This is a genomic window from Chryseobacterium balustinum, from assembly GCF_900168205.1.
Classification (GTDB): Bacteria; Bacteroidota; Bacteroidia; order Flavobacteriales; family Weeksellaceae; genus Chryseobacterium; species Chryseobacterium balustinum.
This window is the reverse complement of sequence record NZ_FUZE01000002.1, coordinates 212931-237578: the sequence shown is the minus strand read 5'-3', so window position 1 is coordinate 237578 and position 24648 is coordinate 212931. Positions and strand designations below refer to the sequence as shown.

Here is a 24648-nt window from a genome sequence, read left to right as displayed (position 1 = left end):
TACTATGAATTATTTTCAAAAGAACAGGAAAAACATCATTATTGGTGTAATTGTCACATTGCTTATTGCTGCACTCGTCGCATTGTGGCTGCAAAAAAAGGTCATTCATTCGGCAGATGATATCGAAGGAGTAGTTTTCCCGTCTTCGCTTTCTACAGGTGATACTTTAACGTTTCAGGATAAAACTCCGTTTGCGAAATTTAAAAAATGGGATTTTGGAGATGGCCAGACTTCAGAGAAAGACAAGGGAATACACTTTTACAGTAAACCCGGTTATTACAATGTAACCTTGATTATTGATAATAAATATTCTAAATCTTTCCCAATTATGGTGTCCTCAAGAGGAATTCCAAAACCGAAAGATAGTGCAGCAACAGTGACTAAGATTGATGCACAAACTCAGGCAATGCAGTATGAAAATGTACAGTTTCGTGCACTCTCGGATGCTTCACAGTTTACTTGGAGGTTTGGTGAAACCGGAAAAATTGATGCTAAAGATAAATTGGCTATTTACGCATTTCAAAAACCTGGAGATTATGTGGTAACCCTTTATACCGAGAAAGATTTAGAACCTATTCAGCACCATATAAAAATTTTACAGGCGTATAATTCTATGCAGGATGAGCAGCCTACTTTAGATGAATTGTATGCGAAAAAAGACAATGATTTTAAATATCATCTGCAGCAGATTGCGAATGGTAACAGTTTCAATATGCATTATAATTATCTTTTAAAAACTTATCTGTGTAATAACGAAAATGCAATTGTAAAAGTTACCGACAGCAAAGTCAACAATTTTTATCTGTATTGTGCAGGCCTTCAGTTTGATAAAAATACGGTAATACAGTCTGTAAAATTAAATTTTGATGATGGAATGACTTGTGTAACCAAAGTTGACATCAACCAAAGTAAATAAAAAAAATGTTCGTTTATCGGACAACACACCAATTATAAAGAAAATTAAGATGAAAAATAAATTTCCTCTAGCGGTATATTATATAGGGCTTTCAGTTTTGCTGACGAGCTGTCAGGTAAAATTGCCATCAAAAAAAACTCCTGAGCCGCAACAGTACGGGCAAATCGATAATGCTCCTGTAATTAATGGTTTTCCGAAAAAATCAGCTCCGTGGATTGTTATTTCAGATCGTTCAAGAAATACGGCTTATCTCGATAAGAGTGATGAAAAATCATATAAAGAAGTGAAATTTTTGGAACCTTTAATGGTTTTAAAATACCGAGACGGAATGGTGAAAGTAGCAGAATATATTCCTGATGCTTTAATGAAAAAAATCTCTTCGAAATCAATAAAAACCTACGGCTGGATCCCGGAATCTGACCTTTTGCTTTGGAGCAATTCTTTAAAAAGCGAAAAAACAGGCTATCCGGTGAGAGTTGCTGTGGTTCCCAATAATCCTGACGTTATCAAAAGTGCAGAGAGATACTATAAAAACGATTCTATCATGGTTTTTAATTCGCCAAGTCTTATTGAGGCTGCGAATGTGAAAATTCCAAACGGACAAATGGTGTACGTTTATAAACAAGCAGAAAATAACAAACGCTTTTTAGTAGGAAAAAAGCCTAGAATTGATATAGATAGTATAAGTACAGGTTTATACGGATGGGTAAGTTCTAATGTAATTTCAACCTGGGGTGAGCGCTCTGCTGTAAAAATGAAAAATCCAACAGGTATTAAAGAAAGTACTTTAGGTATTCATGAAGGTTTTTCCGGAGCTGCTGATAAAGAAAACCGTACTGCTGTTTTGTTGACAGATGTTGATAAAAGACCTCCGCTTGAAAATATTTACCCTGTAACATTGGCTTTAAACGAAGAGACAAAACCTGACCTCAAAACTAAATATTTTACCAATGTTTTAGATTACAGTAAAAACTTTGTTAAGAACGTGTTGGGAGAGCCTATTATTTTTGACCGTTACAAAGAGATAATTGATAAAAATAAGAAAATAAATATTGTTTTTGTTCTAGATATAAGTGAAGCAAATAAGCCCTACATCCCCATTGTAAGCTCACTTTTACAGGATCTTCAGTTGAAATTTGAAAAGCCTTCTTATTTTAATTCTGTAAAATACGGTGTGGTTCTTTATAAAAATAATTCTTGTGGAGAAAATGTAATTCCGTCACCTTTAAGTAAAGATTATAACAAAGTAATGAGTTTTATTGAAGATAAAATGAATGAAATGAATTGTCCTAGCAGTGTTGGAAATCAGCCGGTAAATGAAGGTCTGATTGCCGCTGGAAATTTACTCTCTGGTGTTCCGGATGAAGCTAATATTGTCGTTACCATTGGTACTTCCGCCAACCGAAGCGGAAATATGTATGGCGTTATTGGTTCTTTAACACAAGCTCAGGCCAGGTTGATTATGTTCCAAACTAATGCTCGTTCTTCTGATACTTACAACGATTTTGTTTTGATATCAGAGAATATTGTGACCAATACGGCTAAAAATGTTGCTGAATTAAAAAAGCAGAAAATTATTAATCAAAGTGACGTCTTAAACAAGAATAACTTTAGTTTAATAGAAAGTGATGCAGGCTTCTTTTCTTTAGATTTCCCTAAACAGAGTATGGCTCAAGGATTTGTTATTTTCCCTAAAAAAGGAGATATCACCGCACCGGGACTTTTGGTGAAATCTGTAGATAGTCTCATTGCTCAGGTAACTTATGACAATGAAATGATAGATAAGTCATTAAATGAACGCTTCCATTCTTCGGTGGGTGCAGGTAAAACAGATGTAGATTTTAAATATAAATATCTGTATCCGGGCTTGACGAATCCTGTTCCTTCTGGTATTGCAGCGCAACTAATCAATTATGGAAATCCGTTTTTAACAAAAGGATATATTCCTAAAGAATTGATGGATTACAAACAGAATATGGAAAAAGGTATTCTTGTTTCAGAATCTGAATATGATCAGCTGAAAGCTTTTTATAAAGAAGTTTATGAAAATACGGGTGCTGCAAGAACAGATTTTAAACAGGGAAGAGCGATAAGAGAATATATTAAATTATTAAAAAAATATAATCCAACGCTGAAATTCTTAGATAAAAGTGAGTTGTATAAACAACCGATGTCTTATGCGGTGGGAGTAAGTACAGGTTTTGATATTTCTGATGAAGAAAAAATGTCAAAATTCATGCTTAAAGGCTGGACGAAACCTGATGTTATTACCAATGAGGAAGCAAGAACTTACTTTAAATATTATAAAGATCTTGCAGAAAGAATGCTTACTTACAGAAACCATCCTGCAGTAAAAATTAAGCAGAACGGACAGGAGTTCTATTGGCTTAACGAATATTTTATGCCAACGATGCTTCCTGTAGAGGAACCGGAATATACTCAACATTAATTAGTTATGACATAATAAAAAAACGGAGAATTAGTTTTCCGTTTTTTTTATGTTCGCATACTTTTTGTTATCTTTGAGTACCAAATCTCACATTATGTCTACTCAATCATCATCTCATGATGGTAAACACTTCGTCGTTCAAAAAGGAACATGTCAGTGTAACCAAGGAGATCAGTTTCCTAAGCATGTCGTCAATGCTCACAACAAACATTTCTGGAATGATTCTGCAGGAAATGCAGATTATTTAGCCGTTACAGAAGACGACCTTCAGTTTAATCCACCTGGGCCAAGTTTTGGAAAATGCAAATTAAAACCCAGTTCGGGTGGCTATCTTCCTTGTGCCTATGCTCCAGCTGGAAAATGGCAAAAGACTTACGAAAAAGTTTTGGTGATGGGTAAGAAATGTGTGACGGAAGTTTCGGAACTGCAATGTGCGACAGGTGGAAAAATTACGATTAAAGATCACGGACAACGTGGTGAAATGAGTAAAAAGAATGTAAAAAATGCTGATGCAAAAGTAATCAGACATGTAAATCCTCTTGTGGATGTGAATGACTTTAAAGAAACAGTAATGGAAAGCGAAATCGACGCTTATTAATCATTAAACTTTCCTGAAATGTCTAAAAAAGGAGTTTCAAAAATATCCGGAAATCCTTCTCCAAAAGTAGGAGAAGCTGTCACGTATACCGTTACAGATTGGTATCCTTCTACGCCTCAAAACCAAAGAAATCCGGCTGATGTTATTTGGGAATTATTTAAAAAAAGATCCAACGGAAGATTTACTTCAACCAACATCAAAAAAACAGGTCTTGGAAACTTTACTTTCGGAGAAGTTGCACAAAAACATACCTACCGTTTAGAAGCCTATCTTTTTGAACCTGAAGGAAGCGGTGCATCAACCATTGAAATCAATCCTCAACCTGCAGTTGTTCCGAAAATTGAGAAAGTTGAACTTCAGTATGTAGATGATTCACCGGGAACGGTTTTCAGTTTTAGAGAAAAAATGAGAGCTCGTGCACAATGTGTGAATTTGAATGGGGAAAAATTAAAGTTTACTCTTTGGGAAGATGATGCAACAGGGGAAGGACATGATGCAAAAAACCTTTTAATTGAAACAAAAGAAGCCACCGTAGACAGAAGTGGTGTTGCTACAGCCGAGTTTATGCTCACCCGAGCTTTGATGCAAAAAGCAATGCAGGGAGAAACAGATCCCAAACAACTTGAATTTTATGTAACGGTCGAATATTTTTCACACAAAAAACACGCAACAGATAATGTCAATGTGAACAATCCTTTGCATACGACTGCGACAACTCCTCAACCAAGACCACAACAACCGACAAGTAATCCTACTCCTCCGGCTCAATCAACACCTGAAACTCCATCAAATAATACGCAACCCAGAGCCGAAAATTCTCCTGCAGCAGAAAAACCGATATCACAGATGGAAGAAAGGGGAGTTGCTGCTCAGAATCCAAACCCATCTGAAGGAGAATTGCACGATTATCAGGAGGCTCAAGGAACAATTGGGGCTGAACAACCATCAACTCCTCAAGCTAATGAAGGGAAAACGGTAAGTATTGTTGAAGATTCTTCGGTGGAAGAATTATTGGATGCTTATTTTGCTAAAAAAGAATACACTAAACAAACTGGTGAAGCTGCAGGAACTTTAGAATATCAGTTCGGAAGCAACGGAAATAAAACGGCTACTGATGCAGAAAAAGAAAAAATCGCAAAAATTATTTTAGGAAAGCCTGCTGTAAAAGCATTGGCAGACAAAAAAGAATATACAACTCTGGAAGCCATTAAACAGGCTCTCTCCAAAGAGGTTTACAATAAAGATGAAAAAATAAGTTTCCAAACCTTTAAACTGGGAGCCGAATTAAAGAAAATTACTTCAGCACCTTTAGACACAAAATTATATTTGGTAGCAAAAACAGCAGGTTCAGGTCTAAGCGACAAACAGGCTACGATTATCATTAAAGAAAAAGATGGATTAATTAAAGGTTCTGCAGGCGCTATTTTACCAATTTTAGAAATTAGTGAAGAACAAATGGATCAGGCTACTCCGACCACAGGAGAAGTTTCGGGAACTGAAAAAAGTGAGTTCACAGGGAAAATAGAAAACGGAATGGTGAAAATCCCTGTTCATCTGAGACCGAAATCGGATGATGAACTCAAGCAATGGAAGGAAAAGGTTTCCAGAGGAAAAGAAGATGGGGAATACACTTACAAATTTGGAGGTGAAAATAAAGTCACCGATGAAAATTCTAAAAAAAGAGTGGCAGAAGCCATTTTGAAAAACGCAAAAAATGGAAATACGAACAATGAAAAAATAGCTGATGGTAAAACTGCTTACATTGATGATATCGAAAAAGCTCTTGAGATAAAAACATATCAGAAAGACCAAACAATTAAATTTAAACTTTATAAAAAAGAAAAAGAACTTCTTTATCTTCAAGCTAAAGCTCAAGGCGAAAAACAACATGATAAAGAATTTTTGAAAGCGGATGGGGTGTATTTTGAGATAGGGAAGAAGTGTGATTGCGAAGCTCGAATAAGAGCATTCATCAGAATGGTACGTGTTGGGGAAGGTACAGGTGAAGTAATAAAATCTCGAGATAAAGAGAAGAATATAATATATATACCTCACGATTTTCAAAAAGGTTATACGACTGCTTTTGGAGGGAACATAATTACAGATTTAAGTACACACCCACAAACGATTTATAAAGTTAACAAGGATGATGAAGGTTCTTCTGCTGCAGGTGCATATCAAGTAATGCGATATACGTGGTGGGAATTATCAGGTTTTGAAGTGGTTAAAAAGAAGAAGACGGGGAAGTATTTTGAAGATAGAGATTTGTTAAAAAAATATAAAATTCTCGATTATTCTGCTGAATCGCAAGATAAGATATGTATTGCGCTTATGAAAAAACAAAGACCCAATCTTATAGACAAAATAATTGCCAATAATATTAAAGAAGCTATACAACAAGATGCATGCTTTATTTGGGCTAGTTTACCTGAAACAGAAACAGAAAGCCATTATACTTATAATGGAAAGAAACAGCCAGCAACACCATTAAAAACATGTATAGAACATTATAATCACTATCTTGATGAAGAACTAAAAGGAAATAGTAATTTGCATCTTAAAGAAGGCTTTCTAAAAGATTTTGATATTATTTGTTGTAATGAAAATGCTTCTGAAGGAATTTGTCCAGATGATAAATCTCAATGTTTTGAATATGCTGATGTTGTATCAGGACCAAAATTGAATAATCAAAGTGATAATGTAAATAAAAACAGATGGCATCGAACTAAAAGATATAATAGTAGTCATCCAGATGGTTATTATCATACAGGAACAGATGTTTTAGCTTCATCAGGGACAATAATCAAGTCAATGTTGTGTGGAACAGTACATGCACTTGTAGATACATTTTCTGCAAATGAATATAGAGCTAATAGTCTAGGTAATTATATTGTTATTAAATCTAAAGATAAAAATGGAAATGAAGTTTATATTAAATATTGTCATTTAGATGAAGTATCTGTTACTAAAGATCAAAAAGTAAGGCATGGAGATACAATAGGGAAATCTGGAAGTACGGGTAATGCTGCTTCTGTTTATGAAAATGGTGTACTTATTCATGGAATAAAACCAATATATAGACATATTCATATAGAAGCAGCTACAAGTGCCAGTTTTGGAAATACACGTATTGATCCAGAGCAATTTATGAAAACAAAATTTGATGAAACTACTAAAGGAAATCCAATATGAAGATAAAATTTTTATTATTAAGTCTATCAGTTATATTTAATGTTATTAGTTGCAATGGACAAGACAAAAAAGATGTTCAATTACCCTCTGAAAAAGTTATTCCATCCTCTATTACTGATAATTTTTCTAAATCTGAAAATTTATATTTTAATCCTGAAGAAAAACAGATTTTTTCAACAGCGTTAAATGAAAATTTAGGAAAGTTTACAGTCTATTATCTTCCTGTTTCAAAAGTAGATATTAATTATTTTGAAAATTTTGAAAATGAAAACAACATTATTACCTTGTATGATGAGGTAAATTCTTTAAGCTATTTTTCGACTGCAGATGTTAAAAAGATTAATGAAATTCTCAAGAATAAAATAAAATCTGAAAACAATTTTAAATTAGTAGGTACTTATATTCCTAAAAAATATATTACTGTGGAGAATCGAGATGAGTATCATATTGATTTTCCTTATTCACAGAAATATTATAAAAAAGAGAATGGTAAATGGATATTTCTTTTTGAAAAAAAAATAATAAAACAAGAAGATGATTCAATTTTTAATTCTAAAAAATACATTAATAGTCTCGTCTCAAACAAAAAAGATATAAAAAACTCAAAAACTCAATATCAAATTGATGGAAGATGGATGATAAACTGTGAAAATGGAGTTGGTAGTTTAACGATAGAAGGAAAGAATGCTTCATTGATACTTCTGTATAATCAAGTTTATATTGATATGACAGAGCTTAAAAGGTTCGATTTTGAGAATGGTATTTCGTATAAACTAAAAGAAATACCTGAAGATATAGGAAATATCGGTAGGAATCTAAATTGGAAAGAATATATAAATGATGAACCGATTGCTTATATTAAAATGATTGATGATAAAACATATCATTTCTATTGGTATGGATTTTATAATAAAAAAACAAAAAAAAGAGAGTTTAAAGAAAATAGTTTTCAGCAGGAAACTAATAATGAAGAAGTTATTCTCAAAAAATGTGAATAAGATTTATCAAAACAGATAACTAAGAGCTAATCAAATAAATCATTTATTAGTTATATTTAATAATAGCTGACCAAAAAGATTGGGTAGATACTTCATTAAGAATAACAGAATCGGAAATATCAAAAGATAAAATAATTGGGAAGTTTTTTATAAAAAAAGATGGTAAAGTAGAACTGCATTGGGAAGGCTTATATAATATTAAAAAACAAAAAATAGATTATACTGGCAAAGATTTTTCATTAATTAGAGAAAGTGATGGAGAAAATCCAATTTTATTAGAAAAATGTTAAAGAAATCATATGCAATTAATGACAAAACTATTAACATTCATTATAGTCATGTTTTTCTTTGCATGTAAAGAGAAGCCTAATCAAACATTGTTAGTTAATAATCAAACAGTTCAAGAAAAAGGAATTCAAAATAATAAGATTTACAAGAGCTGTGAAGAAGCTATTATTGATATTGTCAAATCTAGTAATGCATTAGCTCTTAAAAACTTTAAAAATACACAGATCAGAATTAATAACTTAACCTCTGAGAAAGTTTCCATTGAGCTTTATGTTTCCAATGATATTTTGAAAAGCTCTGCTGAAAAAAAAGTTGCAGAAAATTCAGTAGGATGGTTAGAGTGTTAGAGTTTTTTCCTTTGACAAAGAAGTTACAAGATATTACAAATGATCCTGAAAATCCGGAACTTTTGAAATATGATATAAGAATCTTAGAAAAAAATGATATTTCTAAATTGTGTGGTTTAGTTGAGATAAACTCGAATAATTCTAATAAGAATAGTATAAAATGCTATAGAAAAGAAAACAATAATTATTCTTTCAAGGAAATCTGTGAGTATTCCGGAGTAAAAGATTTTAATTTTTTATATTCTCAAATTGCTGGAAAATTTCAGCAAGATGATTTATTAAAAGCATTACCCAAAAAAGATACAATTTATTCTACTTTATCAACACCAGAAGTTAAATATTCTATAAAAAAAGATTTAATTACAATCAATATTACGTCGGAAGGCGGAAATACTGTTTTGAAGATTTATGAGACTAAAGATAAAGGTTTTATTGAAGCCACTAAATCAATAGACTAAAATATTTTTCCGACTAAAAGTTTAAACAAGCTTTAATTTAAAAGTAGAGAAATCTTCAAAAAAAGATGAATATGTATTAAAATTTGTTAGTACATCTTCTCAACGAGATTACTATAAAAATATGCTAATGATTGTAGATGAAGACATTTCAAAAGATGATATTGTAGGTAAATTAGTTATAAAAAAAGATGGAAAAGGTGAACTTTATTGGTCAGGTTTATACAACATTAAAAAGAAAATGAATAATGTTTTAAAATATTTTAGTGATGAAAAAATACCATTTATAAGGGTTGCAAATATTAATCCCGATCAGACCACACAAACAGGAATTTAATATGAAAAGAGTAACCTATATTTATATACTGTCAGTTTTACTAACTTTTTTATCTTGTGGTAAAAATAGTAACACAATGATAACTGATGCCGAAAAAATCAACATCAAATCAATAGAACAGGTTAAAAGAACAAAGGGACAAAATGACATTTATATCAATAGAGAATTTAACGAAATGACAGAACTTGTTGATGTGAAAACCCTAAAATTCAAAGAAACTGCTATTGATAGCATATGGTATGGTTTATATAATATAACAAATAGTGAAAATTATATATTTGCAGTTCATAAGTTTTTACAAAATCCGGATGTTGCAAAGTATCGAATTATGGATACCGTGAATCTCAAATCGAAAAATATTGATGTAAAAATTGAAGAATTTTCTGATCACAAAATTTTAAATTTATTGTTGGATAAAAAACTTGTGAAAAAATGGACATTTAAGTTGAATTCTAAAAATGAACAAAATAGCATCAATGGAAAAGAGGATCAGCTTCGTACAATAACTGATGATAAACAACTATTTAAAACTGCTAATTTTACTTACTTTATTAAAACAGTCTCCTTTACTGAAGAAAAGAAGCCGAGAGCACTCCAAATAAAGATAATTGATAAAAGTGCTCAAAATCAATTAATTAATTTTAATCCTGAATATATTTATTCTGTACCAGAAGAGGCAGTTTCTTTTTTTAATGATCCTGGTATAAATCAGAAGATCAATAAGCAAAACTTACCGGAATTTATAATTGTGGATATCAATTTCGATGGCTTAGAAGATTTCGTTATTGCAAACTATGTGGGTGGAAATGCAGGAACACTATATGCATATTTTATTCAGGATAAAGACGGAAAGTTCAAAATTGACCATTACTTGACAGATCAGGTTAGATTTTTTCCAAGAAATATAGATTTTAAAAATAAAACTTTAACATTTTTACATTTGAGTGGCTGTTGCAGCCAAGTTAACTTCAAGGTTCAATTACAAAATTCTAATAAATGGAAGCAAACTTTTTATGAAGAAAAACCTTTGTGATATTTTTGAAAAGATGTGAGACTCAAGTACACATTTGGGTATAGATTTATGCGCTCCAACTGGAACTTAAATTTATGCTTGTGTAGATGGTGAAGTCAATGAAATATATACTTCCGCAAGCTATGGAGAATGTATTAATCTGAAAGGTAAGTACAATGGTACTACATATTGTTTTTTCTATTTAAGTTCAGTAGATATTATCGCAAAAGATAGTAGGGACAATTTGACGAAAGTTAAAGCTGGTGACCCTATTGGTAAAACCGGGCAGACAGGAAATGCTAATGGACAGGCTGCAAAAATGGCTCACTTACATTTTGAAGTCAGAAAAGCAAAAATGTCTAAACCTTCATTTAGTCCGCTTACAGAAATTCCCGAATTAGGAAAGGCTGTAAATATTAATACAGATCAAACAACTCAAACAGGAACTTAATATGATAAATTTTAAAATATTCTACAGCATTTTTCTTTTATCAATATTTTTCTCCTGTAAACAGAATAAACAGGCGGATCAGAAGGCGGTGATTAATGAAGTTAAAACCTATATATTAAAAAATATTCCTTCAAAATTAAAAATTGAAAAACAGGAAAAAATTAATATAGATAATGATCCTGACGACGAATTGATTGTTACTGCAGTCGACTCGCTTTCTGAGAAATATTTTGAATATTGGTATAAAAATGGAAATCTTATTCATGAATTTTCTTATCCTTTTGTTTCCATTAATTATAAATGGTTTGCAGATTTAGATGATGATAATAAAAAAGAGATCATAAGAGCACAAGGATATGAAGATGGGGTAGATTATGCAATTTATAAGATTAAAAATAATGACGAGATTCTGCAATTATATTTTAATCCAGGATTGAAAGATGAGAGATACGGAGATAATAATTTTTGGGCTTATCCCAATGATATTAAAGAATTAGCTGTTGATAAAGATAAAAAATTATTGGTTTCTTTAGATAATAATTATCCGAGAGATGACGATCACACGATGCCTGATAATCAGCGAGAGTTACCTTTTGTTTTTTTTAAAGGAAAAACTAGACAACCAGATATGGAATTGAAGAACTTAAAAAGACAACAAAGAATTAATTTAAAAGATTTAGTTAAAAGTATTGCGAAGGGAAATTCACCAGAAAGTAAAATTTCTATGGCGACAGTTCAGGAGATTATCCATGATTTAAATGGAGATGGTATTAAAGATAAGATTGAGGTATATAAAAACACATCTTTAAATGATAAATTTGATCAGGAACATTTCCATTTGCCAATCAAAATTTTTAAGGGCACTAACAGTGGATTTGAATTATGGAAAGAAAATAATAATTTGATTTATTCTGTAGATAATACATGTGCCTCTGAGGGCTTTAGTAATATCGTTGTAAAAGATAATTACTTTACCATTGAAGCACAGACATGTTATGATTACAATGTTTTAGTAAATGGTTTTACTACTTTTAAAATAGAAAATAATGAAATCTTTTTATATAAATATGGAGAAGAATATTTTGATAAAAGCAATCATGATAAAAAAATACCTTCTAAAGTCTGGACTCAAAAGAATCTCGGTAAAATCAAATTTCAGGATGTTAATGAATCATTTTTGAAAAAGTTGAAAAATAAAAAGTGATACAGTTTTAAAGATTAAAATTTGCTTTTTGCTTCAATTGAAAATTTATCAAACTAAAGGTAAGGGTGAATATGCAAATAAAAGTTCCAGTATAAGTTAAGCTACATTTTTATAAATTTTGTTTTGATTATTAAATTCTTCGATTGTTTGATAATTAAGTGTGCTGTGACGTCTTTTTTTGTTGTACCAGACTTCGATATATTCGAAAATTTCCAGCTCCATTTTTTCTTTTGTAATTAGCTTGTTGCCATAAATGAGTTCCGTTTTCAATGATTTAAAAAAGCTCTCGCCACTGCATTATCCCAACAATTTCCTCTACGGCTCATACTTCTTGTAACGCCATAAAATTCAACAGTATTCGCAAATTTCTTACTTGCATATTGTACACCCCGGTCATAATGGAAAATTAATCCATCAACTATTTTCCTGTTTTTGACAGCCATTTTCCAAGCCGCAAGGCTTGTTTCTTCGGTACTCATTCCCTTGCTCAAACTCCATCCGATTATTTTCCGGTCATATAAATCAATAATTGTTGTCAAATACAAAAACCCCTCTTTGGTGTGAATATAAGTGATGTCAGAAACCCAAGCTTTTGAGGACTTATCTGCTATAAAGTTCCTGTTCAACACATTTTCTACTACCAAATAATTGTGTTTAGAGTTCGTAGTAACTTTAAATTTCTTGCTTAATTTACTTCTCAAGCCAAGCTCCTTCATATATTTCGCCACCGTAATTCGTGATATTTTGTATCCTAATGAATTCAACTCAAATGCAATTCTAGGACTTCCGTAGCGTTGTTTTGATGAGAAATAAATTGAAGTTATTTGCTGTTTTATTTTTTCTTTCGAAAGCAATCTCTTACTAAAGGGCCTGTTTTTCCATTTATAATAACCACTGGAAGTTATTTTTAAAACATTACACATTTTTTCAATCGGAAATAAATATTCATGATTTTTAATGAATTCATATTTCATCGACCGGTCTTGGAAAAAATGCCAATTGCTTTTTTTAATATGTCACGTTCTAACTCTGCATCTTTGAGCCTTTTCTCCAGTTCGTGGATTTTTTCCTGTTCGGGTGTGAGTTTTAAATTTCCATTCCCCGGGAAGCTACCTTCCCCAAATTCTTCATATTCTTTGCGCCATTTGTAAAGCAGTGTGACTGTGATTCCGAGTTCTCGCGCAAGCTCCGAGATATTAGTTCGCTCATTGCTTAGCTGAACGGCTTTGGTCTTAAAAGCAGGATCATAGATTTTTCGCTCTCTTTTCATACATTAAAATTAAGGTTTTATGCTTAACTTTTACTGGACGTTAAATTAGTATATCCAGATTCGAAATTATTACCCAATTTCCGGATAGAGGATATCTTCAGAATACTTATTTGGTTTCGGGTATAAATAATAAGTTGATTTTAAAAAAAATTAAAAGCGAATCTGAATCGTGGCAGGATGGTTACACGGAAAAGTGCAGTCAAAATATTAATGTTGATTTGAAAAAAACAATAACAGAACTTTTGAAAGTAATAAGCAATACAAAAAAGAACTGCACTAAAATATATAATAAGCAGTCTAAAGTCAGAAATTAAATATGGATATTTTTTGTTAGTAATATGAAAATAATCTTAAAACTAAAGTGGATTTTCTTAATCCTAATTTTCATTAATTGTAAAGAGCAAAATACTAAAGAAGTATCTCCTGCGAAAGTTACTTTTCCTAAAGAAACTAGTAAAATAGAGTACAAAGATGAGCTCTATGTAGGAAAAGAATTTTATTCGGGTGATGAACTCAATACCTACACTTTTGTCAAGTCAGATAAAATACATGAAAATGACAGTTTAACGTATTCTATTTATAAAAAAAATAATGAAGAAAATTATTTGTTCACTATAGAAAAGTTGGTGTCAAATGAAGATCAGGAATTGTATAAAATAATTGATGTATTCAAATTTAATAATTACAATTATGCAAACAACAAGGTCGAAATAAAAAATCAGAAAAGCGGATATTCAGTCTCATTTTTAGACAAAAATAAGATTTTAAAAAAATGGGAATTTGAATTAAAAAATAATTCATTAAACAAAAGTTGGAATGGGAAATATGAATGCAATTTTCTTCGAATTAAAGAAGAATCTGCCGATCCACGTGCATATGCGATGATTTATATTGATATTAAAGATAATAAAGCGACCTTTCGATTAGATAGCTATAATGAGATTTTAGACAAAGATTTACTTATCCTGAATAGTAATCCAAACAAAATTATTCTACAGGAAAAAGATAATAGCAATTCGAAGTTTTCAATCATAAGAAAAAATGATGACTTTATTCTGACCAGCGATTTACTTGATAAAACTACGGGTGAAATTACAACTTATAAGCTAAAGAAAAAGAAATAGCAGAGATTAAACTGAATGTCTAAAACTTAGAAAGCCGATCATAAAAAAGCTAAATAATCAAACTTAGTTTTAAAAATAATTAGTAAATTAATGATCTCTTTTCATAAACACACTATCATAAAGGCATTTATAAAAACATGATGATCCATTTTATACTTCCCGGAGATACCCTCGAAAATATTGCTGAAAAAATAGGGCTTGAAAATCCTATTTATCTTAAAGAATTTCACAATCAACATTGCCTGAAAGAAGATTTTATTGTTGATGATTTGATTTCCGGAAAAAAACTGTTGTTACCCGATTTTATAACAATTAAAACCTATAATGATAAAAACGATGCGCCTTTTAAAAGTACGAAACTAAATCCGAAAATTGGTTTTAATCCGATTGGCTTTAATGAAAAATTTAAAATTACAATTAAAGAATCATCAAATACAGAAGGCAAAACCGTTGAAAACAGATTTTCTTATATCGCATCTTTACAATGGATGAAAAACGAATTTGATGAACATCTTTTTCATTTTACCAAAGACCAGTTTTCAAATCAGAATGATACAAAAATGGAAAGTCTGGCTATTGAAAGCATGAAGTCTTTATATCCGATTGAAGTTTTTGTGAATACCAAAGGGGAAATTTTGCGAACTGCTTTAAAGAAAGAAATTTTAAATAATTTTAATCAGATTAAAGAAAATTTACTGGATTTTTTTCCTGACAAATATGCTAAAATATACCTTGAAGAATTTGAATATGTTGTCTTAAATCCTGATGTTTTTGATCAAAAAATGAAAGAAGATTGGTTTATGAAAAACTACTTTTCATCTTTCCGAAATCCTTTTGAAAACGGGAAGTCTTTCTTTGAAATTTATTTAAATCAGTCATTATTAAGTATCGAACAAACAGTAAAATTAACCGATAATAAAGAAGAGGTTTTATTAAATCAAACCTTAAAAGATAAAAACCAAGATAATTTCACAGGAAAGATAACAGTTGCTAAAAATACCGGAATGATTAAAACTTTGCAAGTATCACATTCTTACAAAGAATTTGCAGTTCTATATTCCACAGAATTTTCAATTGAAAATATTAGAATTTTCTCTTTCTAAAAAAAAGACTGCTTCAAAATAGAAACAGTCTTTTTAATTTTCTGAAAAACTTTACTTGATTACAAATTTCAAAGTAGATTCATCAAGCTTTAAAATGTAAACACCTTGCAAAAGACTTTTAATTTTAATTGACTTTCCATTTTTGAAAGGATTGTTAATAGTTTGCATTACTTTCCCTTGTAGATTATAGATTTCCGCTTTTTTAATATTCTGTGTCTCGCCTTTCACAAAAATTTCCTGATTCGTAATAGGATTTGGATAAATCTGTAACTCTTTTTGTTCGGCTGTAAAATTTGTTTCCTGGCTTTGTCTTGAAGACGAATTATTGCAGGTCCAGCTCAGATTATCAATCGCGACTCTGTTAGTTGAAGAATTATTAACCAAAGTCACCACAACGTTTCCAGAAACATTGATGTTGTTTATGGTTGTCGTAGTCGCCGTCGTACTGTAAGGAACTGTTCCTACATTTACACCATTTACCTGGACCGTAAAATTTCCATTGCTTCCACTGAATTTAAGCTGTGTTGTAACCGTCAAAGATCCTATTCCGTTTGCCAAACTGCTCGATTTCAAAGATCCGTCTCTTACAGTAATGGCTTTATTAGAAATGGTTTGATCGCTTCTTGAATCTGTTGCGGTCCATGTAATTCCGTTGCTCGTCCATGTTTTTGTTGAATACGATGACGAACTTGCTGTTGGGATTGTTTCAAAAGTTTCATTTACACAACCTATTGGATTAGGATTAGTTGTTCCCGCATTCGTCGTAGCAGAAACGGTAGAACTGTTTGCAGAAGAATTTCCTGCGGCATCTTTAGCTTTAATATAAAAATTATAAGTTGTAGAAGGATTTAAGCCTGTAACTGTCGTTGAAGTTGAAGAAACGCTGGTTTTTAAATTTCCATTCATGTAAACATCGTAAGAACTTACGGCTACATTATCAGTTGCTGCATTCCATGTAATAGAAACAGTGTTTGATGTTTTTCCTGAAACCGTTAAATTGGTAACCGTTGAAGGAGCTTGCGTATCTGTTGTTGGAGCTTGTCCTCCCCAAATTTGGTTTACATAATTAGGATTGTCTATAAACGGATTTCTGTTCCCTTGAAAAGTATAGGAAGCATTATTTCTATTGATTTCTGCCTGAGAAACCGGATCCTGATTATGCCAAGCTAAAAGCACATTGAGTTCCCAGGTTTGTAATCCGGGAAATGCTGAACTTCCAATCATATTTCCGGTAGAAAATGTTGAGAGTTTGCTTTGGTATCTTGTTACAAAATAGAAAACCATTCTGGCTACATCACCTTTAAATTCATCGATAGGCTCAAAAACGGTCCCTGAAAATCCTGAAGATGATGAGCTTCCCAATTTTGAACCATTTAAAGAAGTAAAACTTGCCGTTCCTACTTTTCCGAAAGGATAATTAGAACGCATTCCATTTACTTTTCCATCGGTAGCTCTGATGAAGTGAATGTCGTTTTTCATAGGCGAACCTTCATTGAAAAGACTTTGAGGAACGATGTGTTCACGATTGTAACAATTTCCTTCAGTAGAGTAGGTACCACACTGATTATTTCCAGGAGTGAATTTGTAAGGGTCTGTAGAAGTGGGTCTTTCTGAATAAATATCAAGAATAGAACCATCATTCTCATAATTTTTATCGATGTCGGTGGTTTTGTAGGCCGTCCAAAGTCCGCTGTAACCTTTGTCTTGATGTCCGTTTGTAATAATATTGCTTAAAGCGGTTTTTAATGAAGCTCCAGACAATCCGTTCGCTGAACTATAATATCCTGCAGGAGCCTGTGCGTACGCAAGCTGAGAGAATACTATACATAAAAGCAGTTTTTTCATAATAATATAATTTTTGGGTAAGAATAAAACAATTTGGTGAATGTAAAATTACATTATTATTATTATTATTAAATTTAAAAGCAATTATCTTTTCCACAAACAGGTTAAGTTTATGTAAAATTTTACATAAAAAAAGTCAACACAAATTTTGTATTGACTTTTAATATAATTTAAAATAAAAATTTTATTTCTTCATTCCCGGAGGATAGTTTGCCATAATTTCAGCCACCATCTGAGGAATTTGTTTTTGTTTGGCTTTCGGTCTGTCTACATCAATTCCGCTACCGATTCCCTGCCACACCAATTTTTGAGTTTGAGAATCTACAAGGTCTACAATGATTGCACCTTCGTTATAATTACTCGTCCAGGTTCTGTTCATTCCTATACCCCAGCCGAAACCGCCACCCCAGCCCCACATTCCATAGGGGTTGGTACTATTGATTTCAGTGATTTTTTTGTGATTAGCTTTTACGTTGACAATCAAATCAGGATTTTCTCCCGGTTGAAGGCCTTTCATCTGCAGCTGCTTAGACAATTCATTCAAAACTCTTTCTTTATCGATATCATTTAATTTCAAATCGTCGATTCTGATTTTGTAGGTCTTATAAGTCGTGAAATTAGCAGTTTGAGCATAATCTGAACGTACTTTGAAGGGGCTACAAGACGACAAACCTAAACTTGCCGCAAGCAAAATAAAAATATATTTCTTCATTTTATTTATTTTTTTTATTGGTTTTTATAAATGTGTCTGTCTTTTTATCGTATCCGTAAGGACAGTGTCTACAGCCGCTTTTACAGCAATGTCCACGTTTAAGATGGAATTTTTCGGTAAAAACTTTGTAACCCTGTTCGTTGTAGTAAAAGTCTTCACCTTCTTTGATTTCAAAAAGAGCCATAAGTTAAATCAAAACTTTTATATTTGTTATCATGATAATTGTGTACCAAAGGCTTCTCAAAAATACAAAAATAAATGGTATTACACTCTATCCTTTTATATTCATTAAAAATCCTGAAGATAAGAAGAATAGGGTGTTGATCAATCATGAAAAAATTCATATCAGACAACAATTAGAGTTGCTAGTAATTTTCTTTTACATTTTATACATTGTTGAATATTACTATCATTTTTTCAGACTTAAAAATGCACATGCAGCCTATCATGCAATTTCTTTTGAAAGAGAAGCTTACTCAATGGAACATGATTTAAATTATCTGAAAAAAAGAAAATTTTGGAGTTTTAGAAAATATTTATAATAATTCTCAATTTTTAATTATTTTTCTACTAAACGTTTCAAAATTCCCATTCTCTGGAGGGGTAGTGAAAATTCAATGAATTTTTGACGGGTGATTCAAAAAAACTATTTTTGTTAAAATAAATATCATTTAAACAAAGAAATGCTATTACAACTTCCTACAGAAACTATTCCGATTCAGGAAATTCCAATTCATAAAAAATTAAAACTTTTCATCAAAAGAGAAGACTTCATTCATTCTCAAATTTCAGGAAACAAATACTGGAAACTTTTTTATAATATCAATAATTATTTAGAAACTCTGCCGGAAAACCCTTTAATCATCACATTTGGCGGAGCCTATTCAAACCATATCTCTGCAGTTTCTGCCACAGGAAATCTTTTTAGAATTAAAACTTTAGGCATTATAAGAGGTGAAGAATTAGAAAAAAAATGGCGGGATAATCCGACTTTAGTTTTTGCCAAAAGAAACGGAATGAATTTAAAATTTGTCTCCCGTGAAGAATATCGCCATAAAGAAAAACTAACTGAGTTTCTGCAGCATGAATTTCCTGAAGCATTAATAATTCCTGAAGGCGGAACCAATAAAAACGCTGTTCAGGGCGTAAAAATGATGCTCAATGACGATACAAAAGATTTTGATTATCTTTGCACATCAGTTGGAACCGGAGGTACTTTGGCGGGGATTTCAGAATTTTGCGAAGATAATCAGAAGGTTATAGGTTTTAAGGTAGTTGAAGACTTTTCTTTAGAAAGCAAAATATCAGAATTAACCTCTAAAAGAAATTTTCATCTAACCGATGCTGCTTTTGGCGGTTATGGTAAAATAAATGATGAAAATATTCGTTTTATCAATGATTTTAAAGCGAAATTTAATATTCCTTTAGAACCAATGTATACAGGAAAAATGATGCAGAAAGTTTTTGAAATGATCGATGCTGATTATTTTCCTGAAGGAAGTAAAATTCTGTGTTTTCATACCGGAGGTTTGCAAGGAATAGAAGGGGCCAATTTGCTTTTAGAAAAACAAAATAGAAATTTAATAATGTAAAGCCGAAAAAGTATGATGAATTCATACGACCATTTTAAAATACAAGTAAATTACTTGTCTGGCTTTAAAAATCAAAAAAACATGAAAAGACTTTTCTTACTAATTAGCCTTTTAGTTTTATCAAAATTCTCAGCTCAGACCTGGGCTACAGAAGATCAATACATCCAGAAATTTGCCCAATATGCGGTGGAAGAAATGGAAAAATACAAAATTCCAGCTTCAATTACGCTTGCACAAGGACTTTTGGAAACCGGTGGCGGACAAAGCCGTTTGGCGCAGGAAGGGAAAAACCACTTCGGTATAAAATGTAAAGAAGAATGGACCGGAAAAACAATGAAGCACACCGATGATGCTCCAAATGAGTGCTTCCGAGTGTATGACGATCCTAAACAATCTTACGAAGACCACTCTATATTTTTGGCAACAAGAAAATATTACACCAAACTTTTTGATCTCGATATGAAAGATTACAGAGCTTGGGCACATGGTTTAAAAAAAGCAGGTTACGCTACCAATCCTCGTTATGCATCAATTCTTATCGGTAAAATTGAAAAATATAAGCTGTATGAGTTTGATGAAGTAGATTCTAAAGAAGTTTTGTATGCCGTTCTGAAAAAATATCCAGATCTGAAAGACGACCGTACTTTCATGGCAAGAATGGAGCCTGCAAAAGCCACAAAAAAAACGACAACACCTGTTACTGTAAAAGTTCCTTACAAAGCGACTTCTTATGCACAGCAACAACAGAGAGTGGAGAGAATAAAAACCAAAGCAGAAATCCTTAATTCAATTTTAATCAAAAGCCATCCGAATGGCGGTTTAAAGTATATTGTGATTCCTGAAGATACTGATGTACAGTATATAGCTAAGAAATTTAAAATTAGCGAAAGCAAATTAACCAAGTGGAATGAGCTAGAAGGAACTGCATTAGTGAAAAATGAGGTCGTTTTCTTGGAATCTAAAAATTCTGAAGGAAATACAGCAACCTACAAAGCCGAATCTGGCGAAGATATGTATGATATCGCACAGAAATTTGGCATTAAACTCCATAAATTATACGCTAAAAACAGAATGGATGAAGGTCAGAAACCATCCGCTGGACAGCTTATTTATCTGATTGACAAAAAACCTAGAAACTAAAATCAGTTGTTAGGTTTTAGTTGATGGTTGTTAGTTTTAAGAACTGACAATTAATTGCTATCAACTAATTACCATCAACTATCAACTAAATAATAATGAAATACCAAAGAAGTTCAGCTTTATTTGAAGAGGCTTACAAATATATTCCGGGAGGTGTAAATTCTCCGGTTCGTGCGTTTAAATCGGTGGGTGGAGTTCCCGTTTTTATGAAATCTGCGAAAGGTGCTTACCTTACGGATGCCGATGACAACACGTATGTAGACTACATTAATTCTTGGGGACCTGCAATTTTGGGTCATACACATCCTGAAGTTTTAGAAGAATTAAAAATTCAGGCAGAAAAAGGCTTCTCTTTTGGTGCACCCACTGAATTGGAAACTGAGATCGCAAAATTCATCACTGAAAATGTTCCGAATATCGACCAGATCAGAATGGTCTCTTCAGGAACAGAAGCTTGCATGAGCGCGATCAGACTGGCAAGAGGTTTTACAGGAAGAGATAAATTCATCAAGTTTGAAGGCTGTTATCATGGTCATTCAGATTCATTTTTGATAAAAGCGGGAAGTGGTGCAGCAACTTTTGGAAATCCAAATTCTCCGGGCGTAACGGCTGGAACAGCAAAAGATACTTTGTTAGCAAGATATAATGATTTTGAGCAGGTAGAAGATCTGTTCAGACATAATCAGGGTGAAATTGCAGCGGTAATTATTGAGCCGGTTGCAGGAAACATGGGTTGTGTACTTCCTGAAAATGATTTCTTACAAAAATTAAGAAAGATCTGTGACGAAAACGGAGCTTTATTGATCTTCGATGAAGTAATGACAGGTTTCAGATTGGCATTTGGTGGCGCTCAGGAATTGTTTAATGTGAAAGCCGATCTGGTAACTTATGGAAAAGTGATCGGAGGTGGACTTCCGGTAGGAGCTTTTGCTGGAAGAAACGAAATTATGGACCATTTGGCTCCAAAAGGTGGCGTTTATCAGGCAGGAACACTAAGTGGAAATCCTTTGGCAATGAGAGCAGGTTTAAAAACTTTGCAAATTATTAAAAATGACCCTGAATTTTTCAACAGATTAGCTAAAACAACAGAAACGTTAGACTTTGAAATCGGAAAAATTTTAAGTGAAAAAGGAATTGAGCACAGGATCAACAGAAAAGGCTCAATGATGTCGGTTTTCTTCCACATCAATGCGGTTTCTAATTTTGATGAGGCACAGAATGCTAATCATGCACTGTTTAATAATTTCTTTCATCAGATGTTAACGAACGGAATTTATCTTCCGCCAAGTGGCTATGAAACGTATTTCATCAGCGATGCGATCAAAGACAAAGAAATCGATATGACTTTAGAAGCTGTAAGAAAATTTCAGTATTCTTAAAATTATAAGACATAAATTTACAAAGGATGAGGTTTAAAACTTCATCCTTTTTTGTTTCTCTAAAATCAAAAATTCATACAAGCAATGTGATAAATGATACAATTCTAAGACCTTAGTTCTTACTAATTTTGTATCATAGAAATTGAATATGGAAAGGTCTAATAATATTTCGCGAAAAGATTTTTTGAAAAGCTCTGCTTTAGCAATGGCTGGAATTACTTTAACGCCTAAAGTGATGAGTGCAAAAACGCTTTCTGAAGATAAAGTTTTAGGAGTAAATGGTAAATTAATTCTTAAAAATGTCCGCCTTGAAACCGGTTTTGAATATGAAGAAGGCGAAGTGATTTCTACAAAGACAGATTTGTTTTTAGTGGAAACAGAAAACGGAAAAATTACAAAAATAGCTCCAAATAATCCGAAAGCGAAAGCGGTGGATGCAAAGGGATTTCTGATGCTTCCGGCTTTTAAAGATATGCACATTCACCTAGATAAAACTTTTTATGGCGACAAATGGCAGGCTGTAAGAAAAAGAAAAGGCGGAGTAAAAGGAATGATTGCTTTGGAAGAACAAATCATGCCGGAAATTCTGAAAAATTCTACCTACAAAGCAGAAAAAATGATTGAATTGATTCAGTCCAAAGGAACTGCTTTTGCAAGAAGTCATGTGAATATTGAGCCTACTTCCAAGCTCGATTCTTTGAAAAATCTACAGAAAGCTTTAGATAATAAAAAGAAAAGTTTCGGAGCAGAAATTGTTGCCTTTCCGCAACACGGAGTTTTTTACAAAAATTCTGTTCCTTATTTGAAAGAAGCAGCTCAGATGAATATCGATTTTATCGGTGGAGTAGATCCTTACACGATTGACGGAGCGATTGAAAAAACAATTGATTTTACGGTACAACTCGCTTTAGATCATCAAAAAGGAATTGACATTCATCTTCATGAAACCGGAGAATCAGGTTTGAAAACGGTTGAATACCTTATCGATAAAGTGAATGAAAATCCTTCTTTAAAAGGAAAAACATTTTTTAGTCATTGTTTTATTTTAGGTAAATTAGATAAAATAAAACAAGAAGAGATTGCCGAAAAATTAGGCAATGCTCGAGTGGGAATTGCTTCAACGATTCCTATCGGAAATTTGATTATGCCGCTTCCGACTTTACAAAAACATAATGTAACCGTTTATACCGGAAACGACAGTATTATCGATCATTGGAATACGTACGGAACCGGAAGTGTTTTGGAGAAAGCCAATCTTTATGCTCAGCTTTACGGTCAGTCGACTGAATTTTTGCTTTCAAGAAGTTTAAAATTGGCCACGGCAAATCTAACTCCTTTGGATGATAAAGGCATTCAGCAATGGCCGAAAACGGGTGATGATGCCGATTTTGTTTTGCTGAATGCAAGTTGTTCGGCAGAAGCGGTATCAAGAATTTCAAACGTAGAATCTCTTATTTATAGAGGGAACGTGGTATTTTAATTAAATAAAAATCAGGCAATGAAAGTTTTGTTTTTTGTGTTGTGTTTTATCAGTGTAAATGCTTGCGAAAAAAGCTTCTCTCAACCTGTAAAAGAAATTATGGTTAATGATGAAAAGGTGATTGAGCTTGTAAAGAGCAATAATGCAGAAGGATTAAGAACGGCTTTGGAAAATGGAGCCGATGTGAATACTAAAGATTCGAGAGGAAGATCTTTGCTGCTTCTTGCAGCTGTAGGAAAAAAGATAAAAATTGCAAAAATCCTTGTCGAATATAAAGCGGATGTTAATCTGCAGGATCAACAATTGGACAGTCCGTTTTTATTTGCCGGTGCAAACGGACAGACCGAATTGGTGAAATTATTTCTAAAAAACGGAGCTCGTTTTGACGTTTTCAACAGATACAACGGAACGGCTTTAATTCCTGCCTGCGAAAGAGGTCATGTAGAAACGGTAAAAGTTTTGGCAAATACAGAAGGTTTTCCGATCAATCATGTGAACAGATTGGGATGGACTGCCTTGATGGAAGCGGTAATTTTAGGTGATGGAAGTTTAAAATATCAGCAAATTGTTCAGATCCTTAAAGATAAAGGAGCAAAAGATATTCCCGATAACGACGGAGTTACCGCTTTGGAACACGCAAAATCTTTAGGATATAAAGAGATTGTAAAAATTTTAGAATCTTAAACTACCTAAACTTATATTCTGAAAATGATTTCCTGCATAAATTTCACTAATTTTAAGCAAAAATCATTCGGA

The 24648-nt window shown here is 32.4% G+C and carries 25 protein-coding genes; 19 read left to right on the top strand and 6 right to left on the bottom strand.

All coding sequences use genetic code 11. The annotated features are described in order from the left end of the window. Window positions 1–4 precede the first annotated feature (4 nt). From B5X64_RS04685 to B5X64_RS04635, 11 genes are all read left to right on the top strand, one after another. Window positions 5–916 carry a PKD domain-containing protein gene (locus tag B5X64_RS04685; RefSeq protein WP_079464146.1) on the top strand — a complete coding sequence of 304 codons (912 nt, stop codon included), beginning with the start codon at window positions 5–7 and terminating at the stop codon, window positions 914–916. A gap of 49 nt (window positions 917–965) precedes the next feature. After that, window positions 966–3365, top strand: coding sequence for a type VI secretion system protein TssR domain-containing protein (gene tssR / locus B5X64_RS04680; RefSeq protein ID WP_079464292.1), 2400 nt, complete (start codon window positions 966–968; stop codon window positions 3363–3365). A gap of 94 nt (window positions 3366–3459) precedes the next feature. Then, window positions 3460–3963: a DUF4280 domain-containing protein gene (locus B5X64_RS04675; protein WP_079464145.1), complete on the top strand. Its 504-nt coding sequence runs from the start codon at window positions 3460–3462 to the stop codon at window positions 3961–3963. A gap of 18 nt (window positions 3964–3981) precedes the next feature. Next, entirely contained in the window at window positions 3982–7155 is a 3174-nt protein-coding gene (locus B5X64_RS04670; protein WP_079464144.1) for a peptidoglycan DD-metalloendopeptidase family protein, read from the top strand. After that, complete coding sequence (locus B5X64_RS04665; protein WP_079464143.1) at window positions 7152–8153, top strand: hypothetical protein; 1002 nt, start codon at window positions 7152–7154, stop codon at window positions 8151–8153. Before B5X64_RS04670 ends, B5X64_RS04665 begins: the two co-directional genes overlap by 4 nt. A 308-nt stretch (window positions 8154–8461) precedes the next feature. Continuing rightward, the gene (locus B5X64_RS04660; RefSeq protein ID WP_123920973.1) at window positions 8462–8788 is read left to right on the top strand and encodes a hypothetical protein; all 327 of its coding nucleotides are present in this window, start codon (window positions 8462–8464) and stop codon (window positions 8786–8788) included. Beyond that, on the top strand, window positions 8773–9246 hold the full coding sequence (locus B5X64_RS04655) for a hypothetical protein (protein ID WP_079464141.1): 474 nt from the start codon (window positions 8773–8775) through the stop codon (window positions 9244–9246). The genes B5X64_RS04660 and B5X64_RS04655 overlap by 16 nt, the downstream gene beginning before the upstream one ends. A gap of 127 nt (window positions 9247–9373) precedes the next feature. Then, window positions 9374–9580 carry a hypothetical protein gene (locus tag B5X64_RS04650; RefSeq protein ID WP_123920971.1) on the top strand — a complete coding sequence of 69 codons (207 nt, stop codon included), beginning with the start codon at window positions 9374–9376 and terminating at the stop codon, window positions 9578–9580. A gap of 1 nt (window position 9581) precedes the next feature. Beyond that, window positions 9582–10613, top strand: coding sequence for an XAC2610-related protein (locus tag B5X64_RS04645; RefSeq protein WP_123920969.1), 1032 nt, complete (start codon window positions 9582–9584; stop codon window positions 10611–10613). Between the two features lie 70 nt (window positions 10614–10683). Then, entirely contained in the window at window positions 10684–11043 is a 360-nt protein-coding gene (locus B5X64_RS04640) for a M23 family metallopeptidase (RefSeq protein ID WP_079464138.1), read from the top strand. Between the two features lies 1 nt (window position 11044). Continuing rightward, window positions 11045–12247 (top strand): hypothetical protein, encoded by a 1203-nt coding sequence (locus B5X64_RS04635; RefSeq protein WP_079464137.1) that lies wholly within the window; start codon window positions 11045–11047, stop codon window positions 12245–12247. Window positions 12248–12343: 96 nt separating this feature from the next. Here the strand turns inward: B5X64_RS04635 and B5X64_RS22985 are convergent, their stop codons facing one another. The 3 genes from B5X64_RS22985 to B5X64_RS22975 are packed head-to-tail and all read right to left on the bottom strand — an operon-like array spanning window position 12344 to window position 13517. Beyond that, window positions 12344–12517, bottom strand: coding sequence for an IS3 family transposase (locus B5X64_RS22985; RefSeq protein WP_228418738.1), 174 nt, complete (start codon window positions 12515–12517; stop codon window positions 12344–12346). Next, window positions 12514–13221, bottom strand: coding sequence for an IS3 family transposase (locus B5X64_RS22980; protein ID WP_249414633.1), 708 nt, complete (start codon window positions 13219–13221; stop codon window positions 12514–12516). Before B5X64_RS22980 ends, B5X64_RS22985 begins: the two co-directional genes overlap by 4 nt. Beyond that, window positions 13218–13517, bottom strand: a complete 300-nt coding sequence (locus B5X64_RS22975; RefSeq protein ID WP_079464136.1) for a transposase — start codon at window positions 13515–13517, stop codon at window positions 13218–13220. The genes B5X64_RS22980 and B5X64_RS22975 overlap by 4 nt, the downstream gene beginning before the upstream one ends. A gap of 338 nt (window positions 13518–13855) precedes the next feature. Here B5X64_RS22975 and B5X64_RS04615 point away from each other — a divergent pair, with 338 nt between their 5' ends. After that, on the top strand, window positions 13856–14641 hold the full coding sequence (locus B5X64_RS04615; protein WP_079464134.1) for a hypothetical protein: 786 nt from the start codon (window positions 13856–13858) through the stop codon (window positions 14639–14641). A gap of 137 nt (window positions 14642–14778) precedes the next feature. After that, window positions 14779–15744, top strand: coding sequence for a hypothetical protein (locus B5X64_RS04610; RefSeq protein ID WP_079464133.1), 966 nt, complete (start codon window positions 14779–14781; stop codon window positions 15742–15744). A gap of 51 nt (window positions 15745–15795) precedes the next feature. Here B5X64_RS04610 and B5X64_RS04605 read toward each other — a convergent pair whose 3' ends face one another. From B5X64_RS04605 to B5X64_RS04595, 3 genes are all read right to left on the bottom strand, one after another. Beyond that, window positions 15796–17589, bottom strand: coding sequence for an endonuclease (locus tag B5X64_RS04605; RefSeq protein ID WP_079464132.1), 1794 nt, complete (start codon window positions 17587–17589; stop codon window positions 15796–15798). A 184-nt stretch (window positions 17590–17773) separates the two neighbouring features. Next, window positions 17774–18301: a DUF4136 domain-containing protein gene (locus tag B5X64_RS04600; RefSeq protein ID WP_066680045.1), complete on the bottom strand. Its 528-nt coding sequence runs from the start codon at window positions 18299–18301 to the stop codon at window positions 17774–17776. A gap of 1 nt (window position 18302) precedes the next feature. Then, on the bottom strand, window positions 18303–18485 hold the full coding sequence (locus B5X64_RS04595; protein WP_047480711.1) for a C1orf53 family protein: 183 nt from the start codon (window positions 18483–18485) through the stop codon (window positions 18303–18305). 31 nt (window positions 18486–18516) lie between these two features. Here B5X64_RS04595 and B5X64_RS22970 point away from each other — a divergent pair, with 31 nt between their 5' ends. The 6 genes from B5X64_RS22970 (at window position 18517) to B5X64_RS04565 (ending at window position 24576) form a co-directional block, all read left to right on the top strand. Next, window positions 18517–18843 (top strand): hypothetical protein, encoded by a 327-nt coding sequence (locus B5X64_RS22970; RefSeq protein ID WP_079464131.1) that lies wholly within the window; start codon window positions 18517–18519, stop codon window positions 18841–18843. A gap of 141 nt (window positions 18844–18984) precedes the next feature. Beyond that, entirely contained in the window at window positions 18985–19893 is a 909-nt protein-coding gene (locus tag B5X64_RS04585; RefSeq protein WP_079464130.1) for a 1-aminocyclopropane-1-carboxylate deaminase/D-cysteine desulfhydrase, read from the top strand. An 81-nt stretch (window positions 19894–19974) separates the two neighbouring features. Next, window positions 19975–21033, top strand: coding sequence for a glucosaminidase domain-containing protein (locus B5X64_RS04580; RefSeq protein WP_079464291.1), 1059 nt, complete (start codon window positions 19975–19977; stop codon window positions 21031–21033). Between the two features lie 95 nt (window positions 21034–21128). Further along, on the top strand, window positions 21129–22412 hold the full coding sequence (gene hemL, locus B5X64_RS04575; RefSeq protein WP_079464129.1) for a glutamate-1-semialdehyde 2,1-aminomutase: 1284 nt from the start codon (window positions 21129–21131) through the stop codon (window positions 22410–22412). Between the two features lie 148 nt (window positions 22413–22560). After that, window positions 22561–23892, top strand: coding sequence for an amidohydrolase (locus tag B5X64_RS04570; protein WP_079464128.1), 1332 nt, complete (start codon window positions 22561–22563; stop codon window positions 23890–23892). An 18-nt stretch (window positions 23893–23910) separates the two neighbouring features. Beyond that, a complete protein-coding gene (locus B5X64_RS04565; protein WP_079464127.1) occupies window positions 23911–24576 on the top strand; it encodes an ankyrin repeat domain-containing protein in 666 nt (221 codons plus the stop codon). The last annotated feature ends 72 nt before the right edge of the window (window positions 24577–24648 follow it).